The organism is Paenibacillus gyeongsangnamensis (genome assembly GCF_027533625.1).
GTDB classification, from domain to species: domain Bacteria; phylum Bacillota; class Bacilli; order Paenibacillales; family NBRC-103111; genus Paenibacillus_G; species Paenibacillus_G gyeongsangnamensis.
On the sequence record NZ_JAQAGZ010000016.1, the window covers coordinates 34,533 to 52,752 of the forward strand.

17 protein-coding genes and 3 pseudogenes are annotated in these 18,220 nt (G+C 52.0%); 17 read left to right on the plus strand and 3 right to left on the minus strand.

From position 1 onward, the window contains the following. Positions 1-6 precede the first annotated feature (6 nt). The 4 genes and pseudogenes from O9H85_RS22760 to O9H85_RS22775 all read left to right on the plus strand — a co-directional run bounded on the left by O9H85_RS22760 (position 7) and on the right by O9H85_RS22775 (position 4,294). Positions 7-1,077, plus strand: a complete 1,071-nt coding sequence (locus O9H85_RS22760) for a Gfo/Idh/MocA family protein (RefSeq protein ID WP_269883721.1) — start codon at positions 7-9, stop codon at positions 1,075-1,077. 21 nt (positions 1,078-1,098) lie between these two features. Next, positions 1,099-1,974, plus strand: coding sequence for a sugar phosphate isomerase/epimerase family protein (locus tag O9H85_RS22765; RefSeq protein ID WP_269883722.1), 876 nt, complete (start codon positions 1,099-1,101; stop codon positions 1,972-1,974). A 27-nt stretch (positions 1,975-2,001) separates the two neighbouring features. Further along, positions 2,002-2,847, plus strand: coding sequence for a sugar phosphate isomerase/epimerase family protein (locus tag O9H85_RS22770; RefSeq protein WP_269883723.1), 846 nt, complete (start codon positions 2,002-2,004; stop codon positions 2,845-2,847). A gap of 328 nt (positions 2,848-3,175) precedes the next feature. Beyond that, a pseudogene (locus tag O9H85_RS22775) lies at positions 3,176-4,294 on the plus strand (aspartate aminotransferase family protein). A gap of 54 nt (positions 4,295-4,348) precedes the next feature. On the opposite strand, the pseudogene O9H85_RS22780 reads toward O9H85_RS22775, so the two are convergent. The 3 genes and pseudogenes from O9H85_RS22780 to O9H85_RS22790 all read right to left on the minus strand — a co-directional run bounded on the left by O9H85_RS22780 (position 4,349) and on the right by O9H85_RS22790 (position 7,089). Beyond that, positions 4,349-4,967, minus strand: a pseudogene (locus tag O9H85_RS22780) (LysE/ArgO family amino acid transporter). A 99-nt stretch (positions 4,968-5,066) separates the two neighbouring features. Continuing rightward, a pseudogene (locus O9H85_RS22785) lies at positions 5,067-5,559 on the minus strand (dihydrofolate reductase). Positions 5,560-5,832: 273 nt separating this feature from the next. Beyond that, positions 5,833-7,089, minus strand: coding sequence for a glycosyl hydrolase family 18 protein (locus O9H85_RS22790; RefSeq protein ID WP_269883724.1), 1,257 nt, complete (start codon positions 7,087-7,089; stop codon positions 5,833-5,835). Positions 7,090-7,377: 288 nt separating this feature from the next. Here O9H85_RS22790 and O9H85_RS22795 point away from each other — a divergent pair, with 288 nt between their 5' ends. Genes O9H85_RS22795 through O9H85_RS22855 form a run of 13 tightly spaced genes read left to right on the plus strand, consistent with a single transcriptional unit; the run spans position 7,378 to position 18,219 of the window. Further along, positions 7,378-8,226 (plus strand): PHP domain-containing protein, encoded by an 849-nt coding sequence (locus O9H85_RS22795; RefSeq protein WP_269883725.1) that lies wholly within the window; start codon positions 7,378-7,380, stop codon positions 8,224-8,226. Positions 8,227-8,230: 4 nt separating this feature from the next. Continuing rightward, on the plus strand, positions 8,231-8,863 hold the full coding sequence (locus O9H85_RS22800; protein WP_269883726.1) for a DapH/DapD/GlmU-related protein: 633 nt from the start codon (positions 8,231-8,233) through the stop codon (positions 8,861-8,863). A gap of 23 nt (positions 8,864-8,886) precedes the next feature. Then, a complete protein-coding gene (locus tag O9H85_RS22805; RefSeq protein ID WP_269883727.1) occupies positions 8,887-9,588 on the plus strand; it encodes a GntR family transcriptional regulator in 702 nt (233 codons plus the stop codon). Between the two features lie 11 nt (positions 9,589-9,599). Beyond that, positions 9,600-10,025 carry a phosphonate C-P lyase system protein PhnG gene (gene phnG, locus O9H85_RS22810; RefSeq protein ID WP_269883728.1) on the plus strand — a complete coding sequence of 142 codons (426 nt, stop codon included), beginning with the start codon at positions 9,600-9,602 and terminating at the stop codon, positions 10,023-10,025. A gap of 14 nt (positions 10,026-10,039) precedes the next feature. Next, positions 10,040-10,642, plus strand: coding sequence for a phosphonate C-P lyase system protein PhnH (gene phnH, locus O9H85_RS22815; RefSeq protein WP_269883729.1), 603 nt, complete (start codon positions 10,040-10,042; stop codon positions 10,640-10,642). Next, entirely contained in the window at positions 10,643-11,809 is a 1,167-nt protein-coding gene (locus O9H85_RS22820; RefSeq protein WP_269883730.1) for a carbon-phosphorus lyase complex subunit PhnI, read from the plus strand. 5 nt (positions 11,810-11,814) lie between these two features. After that, positions 11,815-12,657 carry an alpha-D-ribose 1-methylphosphonate 5-phosphate C-P-lyase PhnJ gene (locus tag O9H85_RS22825; RefSeq protein ID WP_269883731.1) on the plus strand — a complete coding sequence of 281 codons (843 nt, stop codon included), beginning with the start codon at positions 11,815-11,817 and terminating at the stop codon, positions 12,655-12,657. Between the two features lie 15 nt (positions 12,658-12,672). After that, positions 12,673-13,518, plus strand: coding sequence for an ATP-binding cassette domain-containing protein (locus O9H85_RS22830; RefSeq protein WP_269883732.1), 846 nt, complete (start codon positions 12,673-12,675; stop codon positions 13,516-13,518). 24 nt (positions 13,519-13,542) lie between these two features. Continuing rightward, a complete protein-coding gene (gene phnM, locus O9H85_RS22835) occupies positions 13,543-14,724 on the plus strand; it encodes a phosphonate metabolism protein PhnM (protein ID WP_269883733.1) in 1,182 nt (393 codons plus the stop codon). Positions 14,725-14,737: 13 nt separating this feature from the next. Continuing rightward, positions 14,738-15,493: a phosphonate C-P lyase system protein PhnL gene (locus O9H85_RS22840; protein ID WP_269883734.1), complete on the plus strand. Its 756-nt coding sequence runs from the start codon at positions 14,738-14,740 to the stop codon at positions 15,491-15,493. Between the two features lie 59 nt (positions 15,494-15,552). Next, the gene (locus tag O9H85_RS22845) at positions 15,553-16,614 is read left to right on the plus strand and encodes a PhnD/SsuA/transferrin family substrate-binding protein (protein WP_269883735.1); all 1,062 of its coding nucleotides are present in this window, start codon (positions 15,553-15,555) and stop codon (positions 16,612-16,614) included. Between the two features lie 41 nt (positions 16,615-16,655). Further along, on the plus strand, positions 16,656-17,444 hold the full coding sequence (gene phnC / locus O9H85_RS22850; protein WP_269883736.1) for a phosphonate ABC transporter ATP-binding protein: 789 nt from the start codon (positions 16,656-16,658) through the stop codon (positions 17,442-17,444). Further along, positions 17,434-18,219 carry a PhnE/PtxC family ABC transporter permease gene (locus O9H85_RS22855; protein WP_269883737.1) on the plus strand — a complete coding sequence of 262 codons (786 nt, stop codon included), beginning with the start codon at positions 17,434-17,436 and terminating at the stop codon, positions 18,217-18,219. The genes phnC and O9H85_RS22855 overlap by 11 nt, the downstream gene beginning before the upstream one ends. Position 18,220: the final 1 nt, after the last annotated feature.

An 18,220-nucleotide genomic window follows, 5' to 3' on the forward strand; every position in this document is an offset into this window, starting at 1 on the left:
CTGAAAATGAAAAAAGTAAAGATCGGCGTTATTGGCGCAGGCTCGATTTCAAGCATGCATCTGGATGCTTACGCGAGCCATCCGGAGGTTGAGCTGGTTGCCATTTGCGATATGAATCGGACTAGAGCGGAGGAGCAAGCGGCCAAATACGGGATCCCGAACGTATATTCCCAAGCTTCGGAGCTGCTGGCGAACAGCGAGGTCGATGCCGTCAGCATCTGTACCTGGAACAATACGCATGCCGAGTTCAGCATAGCTGCACTTGAAGCCGGCAAGCATGTGCTGTGCGAGAAGCCCTTGTGCCAGACGGTGGAGCAGGCGCTCGAGGTTGAGGCGGCCGTCAAGCGCAGCGGACGCGTATTCCAGGTCGGCTTCGTGCGCCGGTACGGAGAAACGACCCGAATACTGCGCAAATTCATAGATGCCGGCGATTTGGGTGACATTTATTACGCCAAGGCCAGCTACCTTCGCCGTCTCGGCAATCCCGGCGGCTGGTTTGCGGATAAGGAACGCTCCGGAGGAGGTCCGTTGATCGATATCGGCGTTCATGTCATCGACCTGTGCTGGTATTTGATGGGTCGTCCGAAGGTTCGATCCGTATTGGGCAGCACGTATTACAAGCTGGGCAACCGTTCGAACGTCAAGCATTTGTCGTTCTACCAAGCGGCGGACTACGATGCAAGCAAGAACGATGTCGAGGATATGGCGAACGCCTTGATCCGTTTCGAGAATGGGGCGACGCTGATGGTCGATGTCAGCTTTACGCTCCACGCGATCAAGAACGATACGACCATCTCGATCTATGGAACCAAAGGCGGCGCACAGGTAGAGCCGGAACTGCAGATCGCAACGGAAAAGCATGACGTTATGCTGAACCTGCTTCCGCAGGCGGATCGTCTATCCTTCGATTTCGCCTCCGGGTTCCGCAGCGAGATCGCACACTTCGTCAGCTGCTGCCTTGGCCGGGCCGAAACGCTCAGCCCCGTCGAGGACGGCGTAGAGATGATGAAGATACTATGCGGCATTTATGAATCGGCGGCAGCGGGCAAAGAAATCCGCTTCGACGATAACCTTTAACCCATAGAGGAGGCTAAGTATATGAAGCTTACGAATAAGATTGGAGTCATGGTCGACAGCTTCGGTATCGGCGTGAGGGAGGGGCTTCTGAAGGCGCGGGAAGTTGGAGCGGAAGGGGTTCAGATCTACGCCGTTAAGGGGGAGATGGCTCCGGAGGGACTTGATACGGCTGCCCGCCGCGAGCTTCGCAGCCGCATCGAAGGGCTCGGACTTGAAATATCCGCCCTGTGCGGCGATCTTGGCGGCCACGGCTTTCAGGACCGCAAAGCGAACCCGGCGAAGATCGAGAAGTCCAAACGCATCATGGAGCTGGGACTTGAGCTCGGCACGAATATCGTTACGACCCATATCGGCATCGTGCCGGATGATCCGAACAGCGAAATCTACGAAACGATGCAGCAGGCTTGCGAGGAGATGGGGCGATTCGCCATGAGCATGAACGCGTATTTCGCCATTGAGACCGGCCCGGAAACGGCCGCCCATCTTCGTGCGTTCCTGGATAGCTTGAGCACGAACGGCGTATCCGTGAACTTCGATCCGGCCAATATGGTCATGGTGACCGGGGACGACCCGGTGCAAGGCGTCCATCTGCTCAAGGAGTATATTGTCCATACGCATGTAAAGGACGGCATCCGGAACCGGGAGGTGGATCCGCGCTTCGTGTATGGGGCGCTCGGCTTCGATCCGATGGCGCATGAGAAGATTGCCGATCTGGCGGAGAACGGGGAATATTTCAATGAGGTTCCGCTTGGGGAAGGGAAGGTCGATTTCGACCGTTATTTTTCGGCGCTTCAAGATATCGGTTATAAAGGATATTTAACGATCGAGCGAGAGGTCGGTTCGAATCCGGAGTCCGATATCCGCAAGGCTGTGGAATTTATTCGCAATTATCGCTGACGGAAGGCGAACCTTAAGGAGTAACCGATGAGAACGAGCTTAAGCGTATGGAGCTGCCATAAATATTTTTATAATGGAACGTGGAAGAACGCCGATTTCATCCGGTTTGCCGGTCGGGAAACGGATGCGGACGGAATCGAGCTGCTGCACCGTTTCTGGTACCCGGATACGGAGAGCCTGTCGCAGCTGGAGCAAGCGCTGCAGCAGGAATCGTTGGAAGTGGCCTGCGTGGGAGCAAGCAACAACCTTGCCCTGCCGGATGCCGCAAGCCGTCAGGAGCAGCTCCGGCAAATGACCGAATCGGTTGATATCGCTTCGAATTTCGGTGCAAAGATCGTGAGGGTCTTTTCCGGCAACGGTCAGGAAGGAACTTCTTACGATGAAGCGCGCGGCTGGATCGTCGAAGGCTTGAAGGCGGCTGCGGACTATGCCGGCAGCAAAAATGTCGTGCTGTGTCTGGAGAATCACGGCCTGTTTGCTGGCAAATCCGATCAAGTGATGGATCTGATCCGGGACGTCGATTCAGAGGCGCTGCAAAGCACGTTCGACATGGGAAATTTCCTCCTGGTAGACGAACAGCCCCTTGATGCGCTTAGTACTCTGCTGCCGGTCATTCGTCATGTTCATTGCAAGGATTTCGTTAAGGTGGAAGACCATTACCCTGGAGAAAGTTATGTAGCCTTAAGCGGCGGGCGTTTTGCCGGTAAAATCATCGGGGAAGGCAGCGTTCAGGTCAACGAGCTCCTTGCAGGGTTGAATCGTTTCGGTTATGACGGATGGGTGTCCGTCGAATACGAGGGCGAGGAAGAGCAGCGGCATGGATCGATTCGTTCCGTCCGGCAGGTACAGCAGTTTCTGGAGGATTTGCATTGATGGACCGCGTCGTCTGAGTAGTCAAAGTGCCGGGCTTCGTTAACAGCGCTCCCGGCTTCGGCGATCAGCCGTATATTGTGATTCCGAATAAAAACCGGGTATACGAACTAGGAACGGACTGCGATTAGCGCCGTTCCTTTTTATTTATGAAACCTAAGTATTGCCAAACCATTCCACATCCGATAATGTATAAATAAACATTAAAATGTATATTTATTATTTGATTGGGAGTGATGGAATGAACATGCAGTACACGACGGAAACATCTGAGCTTCTGTCCGAAGCAAAAAAGTCTGTATTATTTACAGCAGAACTGCCTTCCGTGGTGATGGAACGCGGGGAAGGCATGTTTTTGTGGGATACGAAAGGGAAACGTTATTTGGATTTTATCGGGGGATGGGCGGTCACCTGTTTGGGGCATTCGCCAACCATCCTCCAAGACGCTTTGCATCAGCAAGCCTCAACCTTGGTTAACTGCAGTCCATCGTTCTTTAATAAACCGATGATCGAATTTGCTTCGCTGCTGACCCAAGTCTCTTGTTATGACCGGGTATTCTTTACAAGCACCGGAGCCGAAGCGAATGAAGGTGCGATTAAGCTGGCCCGAAAACACGGATCGATAAATCTTGGCGGAGCATATGAAATCATTACGGTCATCAACGGCTTCCATGGACGAACGCTTGCCATGATGTCAGCTACCGGAAAGAAGCATTGGGAGAAGCTGTTCGCACCGAAAGTTTCGGGCTTTCGGCATGTCCCTTTGAACGATATCCCGTCCGCCTTGGCTGCCGTCAACCCCAATACATGTGCGATCATGCTGGAGCTCGTCCAGGGCGAGGGCGGGGTTCACGCGGCCGATCCCGAGTATGTATACCAGCTTCGCAAGGCATGCGATGCGCACGGCCTAATGCTGATATTTGACGAGATCCAAACCGGAATCGGAAGGACGGGTAAGCTGTTCGCTTACGAGCATTATGGGATTGAGGCGGATGTCATGACGTTAGGAAAAGGGCTGGGAGGCGGCTTCCCGTTGTCGGCCATGCTGACCAAGGAGCCGTTTAACTTATTCGAACCGGGGGATCAGGGAGGGACGTATTCAGGATAGCCGCTTGCAATGGCGGTAGGACACGCGATCGTACGAGAGGTGCTTCGTCGTAACCTTCCCCTGAATGCTGAAATCCAGGGAAAAGACATGGTGGAAAGGCTGAATCGGATAGCAGACATGTACGGATTAAGCCGAATTCGCGGGATGGGACTGCTGCTTGCCTTTGACCTTCCAACGGACAAAGGAGCTGAGCTCGTCTCCGAATGCTTAAACGAAGGGCTGTTGATAAATTCCCCTCATCCGCGAACGATTCGGCTCATGCCGCCCCTAATTGTTTCAAACCAAGAGATCGATTTGATGTTCAATATTTTGACCGGTGTTATGGATAAAATGTTGAGCTGAGTCATGGTTTGAGGCAGATGCTATGAGCGCTGGAATCCGGACTTCCGCATAGATCTATCCGTTCTTCATCAAAGTGAAGGCAAGATAAAAGGCGGTTCCCCACATCAGGATGGCGGACACCCGATTGAGCAGTGAAATCATACGTCCCGACGCGTCCATTCGGCCGATGGCTCTTCAGGCCCAGGCCAGCTCTGCAAACCATAGCCACGATACGCTGATGCATGCTATGGCAAAAGCGGCCTTATCCCATCCGGCGTACCTTAGAGAGCTCGTGCCGACGACACCGATCGTATCCAGGATCGCGTGAGGATTTAAATAACGAAACGGAAACGGCAAACGAAATTTGCTGTCTCGAAGTCATCTGCGGGGCTGTGTTGCCGGATCTTTGCCCAGCGCTGTTCCAGGTAACCCAGCCCATATAAATCAAGAACAAAATACCTGCGGTCGAAAGCAGCAACTTTACCCAACCGATGCCTAATGTGATGGCGGAAAGTCCATAGACCGCTAAAACAATCAACAGCGTATCACAGACGGCCGCCGTTACAACAACCGGCAGCGCTTTGTAGTAACGGGACTGGGCAGCCCCTTGATTGAAAACAAACAAGTTTTGTACGCCGAGAGGCAATATCAAGCCTAATGCAAGAATAAATCCGTTCAGCACTGCGCCTATCATATTGCGGCGATTTCTCCCTTCGTTGATCTAGAGTCACGGAATTTTTATTCTAATCCGTTTCCAGGATTCGGTCAAGCGAAGGGGGGATCACCATAATAATTACTTATTCCGTTCATATATATGAAAATGGTAAGTATACGGGTTTTCATTATCGGTAATCCCTTTTTGAACAGAAACCTCCGTCCGTCCGTTCATCATCATTGATTTCCGGAAAATAAGTGTCTCCATCGAATTCATATTCAATTTTGGTAATGTACATTTTATCGGCATAAGGTAAGAATAGTTTGTAAATTTGTTCGCCGCCGAATATAAAAATCTCTTCTTCCTGCCGGCAGGACAGTATTGCCTGCTCAGCCGAATGAACAATTTCGCAATGCTCGGCACAATAAGCCGTATCTCTTGTTAAAATAATATTTCGTCTTCCGGGTAATGCCCTGCCAATCGATTCGAAATTTTTTCTTCCTAAAATAATAGGATGGCCCATTGTCGTTTTCCTCACATACTGCCAATCTCTCGGCAATCTCCACGGAAGATCGTTATTTTTACCAATGACTCGGTTAAGATCCATAGCGGCAATTAATGAGATAAGCATGATACAAGCGTCCTCCGTTATTTAACATTGTTAATCTTTCAACCTGTCCAGTCTTCTGTTATTATTCGATGCCGGGTTCTCTCAATCCTTGCCGATGCGGTTAAAATAGCAATCGATACGAAGATGCGTCATCGATATATTGCCATAACAAAATGTTAATAATAAACCAGGGAAAAAATAAGCCTTTTCCCTTACGGGTTTGGTTTCAGTCCAAAAAGCTTGGCTCACACGCCAAGCTTTTTTTGCTTCTTTTTCTGGGTTTTAGCGGTTACATCAAAGGACTTTCTTCACGGTAAAAAAATGGGATACCAAAAAGACGGATTGCGGGAAATTCAGTCCGAGCTGCCAGGCGCCGACACCCCTTAGCTTATAATCTATAAATAATTGAAATTTAGCCGCACGCGCGCGGGCGTCTTCGAACCAAACGATGTGTCTGCGACCGTCCAGATCCCAATAGGAGAAATAAGGCTGCTGGTATTGAATGGAATAAAGAATGGGTACCTCGTACTTCGAAGCCGTTTCGGTAGCCGTCGCTACCGAGACGGCTTTACCGCTAATTACGGAACCGTTAGCTATGGTCCAGTCATACCCATATCTTGGTACGCCAACTATAATTTTATGCGAGCTCATTTTTTGAATGGCATAATCAAGTGTCTTTCGGATTTCATCGATAGGAGCGACTGGACCGGGATCGGAGTGCGCTTCGTGAAAATCGTATGCCATGATGAAAACAAAATCGACGACCGAGCCGATTCCTCCGTAATCGTATCCGCGATATTCATTCTCGGTTCTTTTTACCGGAAGGGCAACCGAAATGTAATAGTCCTCCGGTTTCAATCGTTCACTTAATTGTTTTAAAAAGCCGGTGTACAGATCTCGTTCATCTTCGGATACGCGTTCAAAATCAATATTCACTCCAGCAAAATTTTTGTCCTTCACCAATGTGTATATATTGTTAATGAGCTCATTCCGTAAAGTCGGGGAATTTAGTACTTGTCTAGTTAATTCAGGACTGAACCCGGCCGGAGTCAAGTTTGTAATTGTTGCCAGAGGAGCAACATGGTATTTTCGGGATGCGCGTATTGCCGATTCATCGTTGTCTAATGTGCTTAAGTTTCCTCCCTCGGTTATGTGGTATTCGAATATTCCATAATAAGTGTTATAGGTTGAAAAATTACGGGCCGTTTCTTCCGTCTGTTCCGGTGTTGCAGGAAGCAGATAACTCAAACCTTCTGACGGATATTTGATGCGGGAAGGCAGAACAAGCCTCATTCCGACGGTTAATACGTCACTCTGAAGCCGGTTCGCGCTTCGCAAGGATGGAATTGGTATGAAGCTGATCTGTGAGATCGCGTACAAAGAATCGCCCGGTTGAACAATGTAGTATGAAGCAGGCACAATTAAAGCTTCCCCCGGTACGATCGTCGAATCGGTTAACCCGTTTACGTTCCGGATAGACTCCATGGATACCTGATATTTTGACGAGATGCGAAATAAAGAATCGCCGTATTTAACGGTATAAATGAACATGAGGAAATTGTCCTCCTAAGTGGGGATACTTTATCTTATACCTTATATTCAAAAGGCGGCATGTATAAGAACCGTTTTCTTCGTCGAGCTTCATTTTTCAGGAGGACTACGGCCATAAGCAAACGACTTTAGATAAATCCCCTTACGGCAGACAGTGAGCAGCTGTTTACCGTAAGGGATTTTTTTGCATCCTTACATTATCTTAACATCCATTTTACACTGGGTTAACCCTTGCAACTTGGCATCAAGTTAGACTAGGTCCGAGGTTACGAAGAGGAGGGGATTCCGATGAAAGCGGAATTGCATTGTCATACGAAGCTGTCCGACGGTTCTTTTACGTTTGACGAAATCGTGGATATGGCCATACAGGAAGGTGTCAGCCATCTGGCCGTCACCAATCACGATACGACTCGCGAGCTTGAGGAGATGGTATCCGAGGGGCGTAGCAAGGGAATAGAAGTGATCCCCGGCATTGAAATCTCGGCCTATGATTATAGTCGGAACCGGAGAGTTCACATTCTCGGCTATTATATTGAGCCCGGCAGCTCCGCAATTGAAGCAGTGTGCGCACCGCTATTGGAGCAGCGGCATGAGGGCTGCCGCGTGGCCGTTAACCGGCTGATTGATGCGGGCTATGACATCCGCTGGGAGGATGTATTGAAATACGCCGAAGGCGGCACAGGCGTCTACAAACAGCACATCATGCATGTGCTGATCGACAAGGGCTACACCGCAACCATTTACGGCGATCTGTATAAAAAGCTGTTTTCCCGCGGGCAGAACGGCGAACGTCCCGGGGTGGCGTACATCCCGACGGAATATGTCAAGGCAACCGACGCGATTCAAGCGATTCTGCAGGCGGGCGGCGTTCCGGTATTAGCGCATCCCGGCCAATACAGGAATTTTGAAGCCGTACCGGAGCTTGCTGCATGTGGACTGCAAGGGATTGAAGTTTGGCATCCGCTGCACGGGCCGGACGATGAGGTTCGGGCGCAGGAGCTCGCGCTCCAATTCGATTTGGTGATGACCGGAGGATCGGATTTTCACGGCTTCTATGGAGAGGTCGACGTGAAGCTGGGCAGTAAGAGCCCAGGACTGGCCGCCGTTCAGGCCATTCAAGCGCGCAAAAGGAGCTGAAGCCATGAAGCCTATCGAGCAAACCCAACTTGAGGCGCCGTTATCTCCCGAGCCCAGCATTCACCCAAGCAGCCACATTATGGACAGTTATGCCGGAGAATGGACCTCGATCGGTGCCAATAACAAGCTGATCGAATCCCGAGTCGGGGACTATACTTATACGATGGACGATGTGACGATCAACTACGCCGAGGTAGGTAAGTTTACTTCCATCGCCTCTCACGTCTGCATCAATCCGGTCGATCATCCGATGAACCGTGTTTCGCAGCACCATATGACTTACCGCCGGGCCGCTTACGGGTTTGCCGAGTCGGACGACGAGGAAATTTTCAATTGGCGAAGGGGCAGCCGCGTTTCGATCGGACACGATGTCTGGATCGGGCACGGAGCGATTATCATGAAAGGCGTCCATATCGGAACCGGTGCGGTTGTCGGCTCCGGCTCCATCGTTACGAAAGACGTTGAGCCCTACACCGTCGTGGTCGGAGTCACTGCGAAACCGATCAAGACCCGGTTCTCCCGGGAGATCGCGGACCGGCTGCTGGAGATAGCCTGGTGGGACTGGCCCCGCGAGACACTGCAGGAGCGGTTCCACGAACTGAACGATATTTACGGCTTTATTAAAAAATACGGTTGAATTCGGTGCAGGAGGTGACAGTCATGCCTGAAGAGCTGGATATCATGGATCATCTGATCGCATCCATCCAATCCGGCAAATACGAACCGGACGATAAATTGCCGTCGGAGAATGAGCTGGCGGAACGGTTCAAGGTCCCCCGGATGACGGCCCGCAAAGCTTACGAACGGCTTCAGGAGCTGGGCTATATTTACTCCAAGCAGGGCAAAGGCAGCTTTGTGCGGGACAGGCAGCAGCGCATTCCATTGATGCTGTCCGCCAATGAAAGCTTCAGCCAAAAAATGATCGATCTGGGATATGACTACGAATCCCGGAATATTTTCTGTGATCCGATCGAGTACAACCATAAAATTTATGAGTCGCTGGGCGCACAAGAGGGGGAGCGGGTGTTTAAAGTGGGCCGGCTGCGGATCATCGATAAACAGCCGATCGCTCTGCATATTTCTTACGTAGCGGAATCGAGGTTTCCCGATATCGGCAGTACCGGAAGAGAAATCACTTCGATCTTCCAATATTATATGAGCCGGGACTACCGCCATTTCAAGTCGAGTCAAACCTTGCTCAGTGTGACTTATCCCTCCAAATATGAGCGGGAGCTGCTCTCTTGCTCCGCCCTCATTCCGCTATTGGTTCTGGAAACCGATTGTATGGACGCCGAATCGGACTTAACGCTGGAATACAGCAAAATCTTGTATCGCGCCGACTTTTTTACTTATGTGATCTAGGGAGGCCAGCTATGAAACGTAAACAAAGAACGGAAATCCTCATTAACGGATCCCCAGAAATCGCGGCCGCCTTGGCCGGGGACATCAAGAACCGTTACGAAGTCCATGTGATCGAAGAGCCCAATCACGGGCTGGTCATGGTCAAGGTGAGGGAAACCGCTCAGCAAAGCTTGTTTTACCTGGGCGAAGTGCTCGTGACCGAATGCAAGGTGCAGATTGAGGGAGCTATGGGTGTCGGAATCATCAAGGGCGATGAACCGGAACGGGCCTATCATCTGGCTGTCATCGATGCGACTTATGAAGCCCGGTTGAAAGAAACGGAGGAATGGGCCGGCATCCTCCAAACGGAACACGAGCGGATTGCGGCGGAGCGTGCCGCGATCCATGCCCAGGTACTGCGGACCAAGGTCGATTTTGAAACGATGGACACGGATTGAAAGGAGCGGAACCGATGAAGCTGGATCTGGTTCACGACATACAAAGTGCTTATCGCAAATTGCTCGACTCCCTGTCAAGACCAGGCATGATCTCCGATCTCTCTGTAGAAGCAGAAAAGCTGGAGCCGGACGAAGACAGCCTCTGCCTGCCGGCGACCCTGGTCTTGGCGCAAATGCTATTGGATACCGAGGTCACCTTCAAAGTATTCTCCGAACGGGAAGCCCGCGTCACTCACGGGTTCAGCCGGTTGACCTATGCCCGTGAGGCGGAAGCGGGCGAGGCGGATTTCATCTTTGTTCTGAATGATGCGGCTCCGGGCGATCTGACTCGCGCGCTCGAAGCGGCCAAAATCGGAGATCTGATGGACCCGCACCACTCCGCCATCTTGATTATCGAAACGAATGGCTTAACCGGAGGTTCGAAGCTGCTTTTAACCGGTCCGGGCATCCGGACGACAGCAGGCGCAGAGGTCGTGTCGCAAGAGGATTGGGTCCGGGTGCGGGCGGAGAAAAATGCCGAATACCCGATGGGGCTGGATCTGATCTTTGTGGATGCCGATCACCGCCTCCTCGCGCTGCCGAGAACGACTCAGGTTGCACAAGAGGAGGTCAGGTAGATGGGATACGTTGCAGTCAAGGGCGGTACACGCGCCATTGAAGAATCGCTGAAACGGATTCAATTCGAAAGATTAAAATACGGCAAGGTATTGGACGCCCTGGAAATCGAGGCCGGGCTTAGAGGGCTCGTCGACCAGGTCATGTCCGAAAGCAGCTTGTATAGCGAGCAGCTCGCGGCACTGGCTATCAAGCAGGCGGAAGGCAATCCGGAGGAAGCCGTCTTTCTACTGCGGGCCTACCGGTCCACGCTCCCCCGGAAGCACTACTCGCGTACGGTACATTCCGAGGAGATGCGGGTGGAACGGCGGATTTCCGCATCGTTTAAGGATATCCCCGGCGGGCAAATCCTGGGTGCGTCTACGGATTACTCCCACCGTCTGCTCGATTTCGACCTGATCGATGAAACGGAAGAAACCGCAAGAGAATGGCTGCAGGCCTTCGAACGAGAGGGGCTTACTCTCCAAGCTCTCCAAGGCGTAAACTCGGAATCGGATGGATCGCCCGCATCTGTTAAGACTGAGGAAGCACGGTTTCCGAAAGTTTTGGACTATCTTCGGCAGGAAGGGCTGATCGCAGGCTGTCCCCTCGATCCTGCCGAGCCGGACGATGTGACGCGAACGAGCTTGACCTTTCCCGCGAGCCGGAGTGAGAAGCTCCAAATCTTGACCCGGGGACAGACGGGAGCCGTTACCGCTCTGGCCTATGCCGTAATTCGCGGCTACGGCATGGTCCACCCGACCGTAGGAGAGCTGCGCGTCGGATGGCTTCCCGTTTATGTAAGCTCCCCTCTGCAGCCTGCGGGCGATGAGGATGATGCTTTCTATATCGGGGAAATCCGGGTTACGGAAGTGGAAATGCTGGTCCCCGCGACCGTAGAGAGGGAGAACGGAAGGAAAGAGCTGAATCTTGAGTTCGGCTACGGACTGTGCTATGGGCAGAATGAAACAAAGGCGATCGCCATGAGCATCCTGGACAAAAGCCTGGAACAGGGCGACAAGTCGGTTCCGACACAGAACGAGGAATTCGTCCTATACCATATCGATTCGGTGGAAGCTACGGGGTTCATTTCTCACTTGAAAATGCCGCACTACGTTACCTTCCAATCGAAGCTGAGCGATGTGCGCAAGACAAGGCAAGTCCAAACCGAGGAAAGTGGGGAGGTGTAAATCGTATGCAGATCCAATACAACTTCGCTTTTTTTGATGAAGGGTCCAAAAGAGAGATCCGCCGGGCCACGCTGAAGGCGATTGCGATCCCCGGATATCAGGTTCCGTTCGCTTCAAGGGAGATGCCGATCGGACGCGGCTGGGGAACCGGGGGACTGCAGCTGACCCTCTCCCTGATCGGGAAGACGGACGTGCTCAAAATCATCGACCAAGGGTCCGATGAATCGGTCAATGCGGTCAGCATCAAGAAGCTCATTCACAAGACGACCGGAGTTGAAGCCGTGGACGAGACGGACCGGGCTACCCTCATTCAATCCCGGCACCGCATTCCGGAAATTCCGCTGAAGCAAGGGCAAATCCTGGTTTTGCAAGTTCCGATGCCGGAGCCGCTGCGCATGTACGAATCCAGCGAGCTGGAAACGAAGCGGCTGCATGGGGAAAAAGACTACAGCGGGGCGTGGCTGATGCTGTTCGAGCAGATCATGAAATACCGCAGCGTATCGACCGGAGCCGATCATCCCGTCATGGTTCATGACCGCTACGTCATGGCCCCGAGCCCGATTCCGAAGTTCGACAATCCGAAGATGAATTTCTCGGAAGCGTTGATTCTGCTAGGCGCAGGCCGGGAGAAGAAGATTTACGCCGTTCCGCCCTATACGAAGGTCGTATCCATGGCGTTCGAGGATGTTCCCTTTGAACCGGAGACTTTCCCGAATCAGAGCTGCAGACAATGCGGGGCCCGGGATGTGTTTATGGATGAGCTGTTCGATCCGGCAACGGCCGCCGTTTACTACCAATGCAACGATACGAGCTACTGCCTGACCCGCATGAATCAGCAGTCTTCCTAAAGAGGTGACGTAACGATGGGTACAATGGAAGCCCCGATCTTGACGGTAAACAATCTGAACAAACAATTCGGCAGCGGCTGCGATCAATGCAGCAATCCGGCAGACCGCCGGTTGGATAAAAATTACTGCCCGGCCTGCGGCACCGTTTATTCGTGCCAGAACATTACGTTCGACCTGCATCCCGGCGAAGTGCTGGGAATCGTAGGCGAAAGCGGAAGCGGCAAATCGACGCTGATGAGGTGCCTATACTTCGATCAGGAAGTGACGAGCGGAGAGGCGTACCTGGGGCCCTATAAAGAAGGACGAAGCAACCTGTTCCGGGAATCGTCCCAGCAAAAAAGATACATCCGCAACCACCTGATGGGCAAGGTATATCAGAATCCGGTCTTGGGTCTCAGGATGAATTTCTCCTCGATCGGCAACATCGCGGAGAAAATGATTGCCGCCGGCAACCGGAACGTAGCGGCGATGGAAGCCCGCGGAAGCGAGCTGCTGGAGCGGGTCCATATTCCCGTCTACCGGATGAAGGAAGCTCCGAAGAACTTCTCCGGCGGCATGCAGCAGAGAGTGCAGATCGCCAAGGCGCTGTCCAATCATCCGCCGATCCTTTTGCTGGATGAAGTAACGACCGGGCTCGACTTGTCCGTTCAGGCGAACGTGCTGGATTTGATCAAGCATCTGCAAAGGGAGCTCAGTATCAGCATTCTGCTAGTATCGCACGACCTCGGCGTCATCCGGATGCTGGCGAACCGCACTATGGTCATGCTGGACGGCCGGGTGGTAGAGCAGGGGCTCACGGATCAAATTCTTGAAGACCCCCATCATGCTTATACCCAGCAGCTCGTTCATTCCCTGCTTTAGAAATTCACAATAGGAGGTCGTCCGGTGTATTTAATCACGAACGGCAACATCATTACCGAAGAGACGATTTTGGAAGGCTTTGACCTTCTGATTCAAAATGATCGAATCGCCAAGATTGTATGCAAAGGCGAGCATGTGCCGGATGCGGGCACCGAAGTCATTGATGCGGGAGGGGGATTCATCACCCCGGGCATGATCGATATTCACTCGGATTATATCGAGCATATGACGGCTCCACGGCCCACATCCTTAATCGACTTTCGCCTGAGTTTGCGCGAAACGGAGAAGGAGCTGATCGCTCACGGCATAACGACGATGTATCATTCCTTGTCTATATTCAAATCCATCGACTATAAATACCGTCCGATCCGCGAGCCGGAAAATGTGCGCAAGCTGATCGACCTGATTGATGAGACGCACTCCAGCAAGCATTTGGTCCGTCACCGGTTTCATGCGAGGTTCGAGATCGACAATCTCGATGAGGTTGATAACTTAAAGAGTTACATCGCCGAAGAGAAGGTTCATCTCGTTTCCTTCATGGATCATACTCCCGGACAAGGGCAATACCGGGACCTTGAAGTATACAAGAAAACGATCCGGGGCTACAACGATATTACGGACGAGAACATCGATCTCATTATATCCGAGCACCAGACGAAGCAGAAATTGACCGTGGAGGCGATCCGCGAGATCGCGGAGATGGCCAAAGCCAGAAACATCGCCATCGCTTCCCACGACGACGATTCGCTGGAGAAGGTGGACCTGGTGCAAAGCTTCGGAACCGCCATCAGCGAATTTCCCATCACACTCGAGATCGCACGGAAGGCGAAGGAGAAAGGAATGTTCACGGTCGCCGGAGCGCCCAACGTCATCTTGGGAGGCTCGCACAGCGGGAATTTGTCCGCTGAGGAAGCCGTGAAGGACGGCTGCATCGATATTCTGTGCAGCGACTATTATCCGGCCTCCATGCTCCATGCCGTATTCCAGTTGGCCGGGCCGCGCAGGGAAGACTTGGCGGAGATGTTCAAGCTCGTCACTCTGCACCCTGCCAGGGCCGTGAACATCGACTCAGAGATCGGCTCCATCAGGGAAGGGAAGAAGGCGGATCTCCTGATCATTGAACGGCTCGAGCCCGATCAATTCCCGGTCATTACGGCCGTGATGGTCGACGGCAAGCTCATACAGAAGACGAACTACAGGATCTAACGGGGGTGATGGGATGGAGAACCTGCTGTCGATAGAACATTTGTCCAAATCGTTCACTTTGCACAATTTGAACAAGCACATTAAAGCGGTGGAGGACGTGAATCTGCATCTGAAAGAAGGCGAGTTCGTCGGGATTACCGGGAAGAGCGGAAGCGGCAAGTCCACAGTACTCAAATGTATCTACCGCACGTACCTGCCAGAGTCCGGCAGCATCTGGTACGAGTCGAAGCGGTTCGGCCGTATCGATTTGGCTGCCGCTCCCGAGCGGACAATCATCGAGCTCCGCAAATATGAGATCGGCTATGTGTCCCAATTCTTGAACGTCATGCCGCGCACGACGGCCAAGGAGCTCGTCCGGCATGCCACACTGGAGATGGGGCATGGTGCGGCTTTTGCCGAAGAGGAAACGGTGAAGATGCTGGAGCATTTTGAGCTCGACCGCAGCTTATGGGACAGCTACCCCGCAACCTTCTCGGGCGGCGAGAAGCTTCGGTTGAACATTGCCAGAGCCATGGTCAAGCGCCCGAGACTGCTGCTTCTGGATGAGCCGACGGCAAGCTTGGATCAAGCGTCTAAGGAAAAAGTAAAGGTGTTGATCGAGCAGCTGATGAGTGAGGGCACAACCATGCTCGGTATTTTTCACGACCTCGAGTTTATGCAGAATCTGTGCAGCCGGGAGTATCAAATAAGGGGAGGCAGGATATTTATGAAAGAACCACAAGAAAACATTACAACAACTTCATATTATCCTGACATTCCGTTGATATAGAGCGTGTACATTAAAGGTTGTGGAAATCAATATATTCGAAAATATGGAGGAGTTAAAGTATGAAGAAGTCCTTGGTTCTGATTTCCTTGATCCTTACGCTTGTCACGGCAGGCTGCGGTTCGAAAACAGGCGATGTCCAAAACACTGCCGCACCCGCTAAAGCAAAAACGAAGGATACCATCACGATGGTTTGGTATCCTAACGAATCCGCCGCCGATTTGAAGGATGCGCGTGATGAGATTGGCAAAGTGGTTGAGAAAGCAACGGGCAAGAAAGTCGAACACAAGACGACTACGGATTATATCATTGCCATTGAGGCCATTGCCAACGGAAACGGCGACCTAGCGTTTATGGGAGCTCAAGGTTATATTGAAGCGAATACCAAAAACAAGAAGGTTCAACCGCTTGTCGTCAACAGCGGCGAATCAGGCACTCTGGACGACGCCATCTACTACAGTTGGCTGAATGTAAGAAAAGGGGAGGAAGACGCCTATAAAAGCGGCAATGGCTTCGCTATCGACAACATTGTCGGCAAAAAATTTTCCTTCGTCTCCAATAGCTCCACCTCCGGATTTAAAGTGCCTTCTACCGGGATTGTCAGCTACTTCAGCAAAAAAGACAAATACAAGAGCCTGACGGCCGAGGACCTGCTTCAAGGCGGCAAGGACAAATTCTTCAGTGAAGTGCTGTTCGGAGGCTCGCATCAAGGCTCCGCAGTCAACCTGTTGACCGGCAAAGCCGATGTAGCGGCCTTCTGCGATACTTGTGTCAGCAACTATGTGGAGCTGTCTTCCGGTACGGCCAACAAGCCGGGGGCGGTTTACAAGGTGAAACAAGGCGCAGCCGAGCCGTTCAATACGCTGATCGGCAAAGAATTTTCGCTTATTTCCGTAACGCCGGTTCTGAACGGACCTTTTGCCGTCAATACGGGAACGCTGGGTGCGGAAGATATCAAGAAGCTTAAAGATGCATTCACTTCCGCTGATGTAAAAAACAATGAGAAAATTTTCCTTCCGAAGGGTTCCAAGGCTACCGGCTTGTTCAAGCAAAATACAGGCAAAGAGCAATTCGTGACAGTAGAAGACGCTTGGTTCAATCCGATCCGAGAGCTTTCCAAATAACCAAGCAGACGCAGGACAAAAACAAATTAAGGGAGTTAACCGTGACAACGTTATTGGAATTCAAGCAGGTATCGAAACAATACGGTGCGGATACAAAAGCGTTATCAAATGTTAACTTCGCTGTGAACGAAGGAGAGTTCGTCTCGATCATCGGACCTTCCGGTGCGGGGAAATCGACTCTTCTTCGCTGCATTAACCGCATGATTGACGCAAGCAGCGGAGAGATCATTTTTGATGGCGCCAACGTCATGGATTTTAAGAAACGCGAACTGAAAACACTTCGTACCCGGATCGGCATGATCTTTCAGCATTATAACCTGGTTAACCGGCTGAGCGTCATCGAGAACGTGCTCCACGGCCGGCTCGGCTACAAGTCCACCTTGGCTGGAGCGCTCGGCCTCTACTCCGAGGCAGAGAAGAGGCAGGCTTACGCCATCTTGAAAACTCTCGGCCTGGAAGAGCAGATTTATAAGCGCTGCGACCAGCTTAGCGGCGGTCAAAAGCAGCGGGTCGGCATTGCCCGAGCTCTGGTACAGAATCCTAAAATGCTGCTGTGCGACGAGCCGATTGCATCACTGGATCCGAACGCCTCCAAGATTATTATGGATCATCTGCGCGGCATCTCGAAGTCGATGGGCATCACCGTCGTCGTCAATTTACACCAGGTGGATGTGGCTCTGAAATATTCGGACCGCATCATCGGTGTGAACAAGGGCTCCATCGTGTATGACGGTCCTCCGTCCGGCATCAATCCGGAGCAGCTCCGCAGCATCTACGGCTCTGAGCTGGAAGAGCTGATGATCGAAGCGGGAGGCCAGCATGCCATCTAATTTTTTTGCAAGGAAAAGAATGAATACGCTCGTCTTCTGTGTCTTGCTGGTCGTGTTAACCTTGACCGCCATTACGATAACGGAATATAACGTAGTCAAGGGCTTTACCTCGATACCGAAAGCGGCGGAATGGGCGATCAGCAATTTCTATCCGAACGAAAAAGCGATGAAGAGGTTGCCCGCCATTGCGAACTCGCTGATCGAGACCTTATTGGTTTCCATTGCGGCAACGACGGTCTCCGCCGTATTCGCACTGCTGTTCGCAATCCTGGGCTCCCAGACGACAGGTGTGGGCGGACCGATCAGCGCGGTCAGCCGCTCGGTCGCGACCTTGTTCCGCAACATCGATGTCGCCGCATGGTCGATGATTCTGCTGTTTTCCTTCGGCCAAAATGTGCTGACGGGGTATTTTGCCCTTTTCTTCGGTTCGTTCGGGTTTCTGACTCGAGCATTTATGGAAACGATTGACGAAGTCAGTTCCTCCTCCGTGGAGGCGCTGAGGGCAACGGGCGCGAGCTATTTCGCCATCATTTTTCAATCGGTAATTCCATCCAGCATTCCACAGCTGCTCAGCTGGATCTTGTTCATGGTGGAAACGAACATCCGCCAAGCGACATTGATCGGAATATTGACAGGTACGGGCATCGGCTTCTTGTTCAACTTGTATTACAAGAGCTTGAATTACAGCGCCGCTTCCTTGGTTGTCATCGTCATTGTAGCTGCGATCCTACTGATTGAAACGGCTTCCAACTCTGTGAGGAGGGTGATTTTGTAAC

Coding starts and splice junctions, on each gene's coding strand:
- O9H85_RS22840 (WP_269883734.1), top strand. CDS start 14,738: ATGGAGAACCTGCTGTCGATAGAACATTTGTCCAAATCGTTCACTTTG.
- O9H85_RS22830 (WP_269883732.1), top strand. CDS start 12,673: ATGGGTACAATGGAAGCCCCGATCTTGACGGTAAACAATCTGAACAAA.
- phnH (WP_269883729.1), top strand. CDS start 10,040: ATGAAGCTGGATCTGGTTCACGACATACAAAGTGCTTATCGCAAATTG.
- O9H85_RS22760 (WP_269883721.1), top strand. CDS start 7: ATGAAAAAAGTAAAGATCGGCGTTATTGGCGCAGGCTCGATTTCAAGC.
- O9H85_RS22790 (WP_269883724.1), bottom strand. CDS start 7,089: ATGTTCATTTATACCGTTAAATACGGCGATTCTTTATTTCGCATCTCG.
- O9H85_RS22825 (WP_269883731.1), top strand. CDS start 11,815: ATGCAGATCCAATACAACTTCGCTTTTTTTGATGAAGGGTCCAAAAGA.
- O9H85_RS22765 (WP_269883722.1), top strand. CDS start 1,099: ATGAAGCTTACGAATAAGATTGGAGTCATGGTCGACAGCTTCGGTATC.
- phnG (WP_269883728.1), top strand. CDS start 9,600: ATGAAACGTAAACAAAGAACGGAAATCCTCATTAACGGATCCCCAGAA.
- O9H85_RS22795 (WP_269883725.1), top strand. CDS start 7,378: ATGAAAGCGGAATTGCATTGTCATACGAAGCTGTCCGACGGTTCTTTT.
- O9H85_RS22845 (WP_269883735.1), top strand. CDS start 15,553: ATGAAGAAGTCCTTGGTTCTGATTTCCTTGATCCTTACGCTTGTCACG.
- O9H85_RS22820 (WP_269883730.1), top strand. CDS start 10,643: ATGGGATACGTTGCAGTCAAGGGCGGTACACGCGCCATTGAAGAATCG.
- O9H85_RS22805 (WP_269883727.1), top strand. CDS start 8,887: ATGCCTGAAGAGCTGGATATCATGGATCATCTGATCGCATCCATCCAA.
- O9H85_RS22855 (WP_269883737.1), top strand. CDS start 17,434: ATGCCATCTAATTTTTTTGCAAGGAAAAGAATGAATACGCTCGTCTTC.
- O9H85_RS22770 (WP_269883723.1), top strand. CDS start 2,002: ATGAGAACGAGCTTAAGCGTATGGAGCTGCCATAAATATTTTTATAAT.
- O9H85_RS22800 (WP_269883726.1), top strand. CDS start 8,231: ATGAAGCCTATCGAGCAAACCCAACTTGAGGCGCCGTTATCTCCCGAG.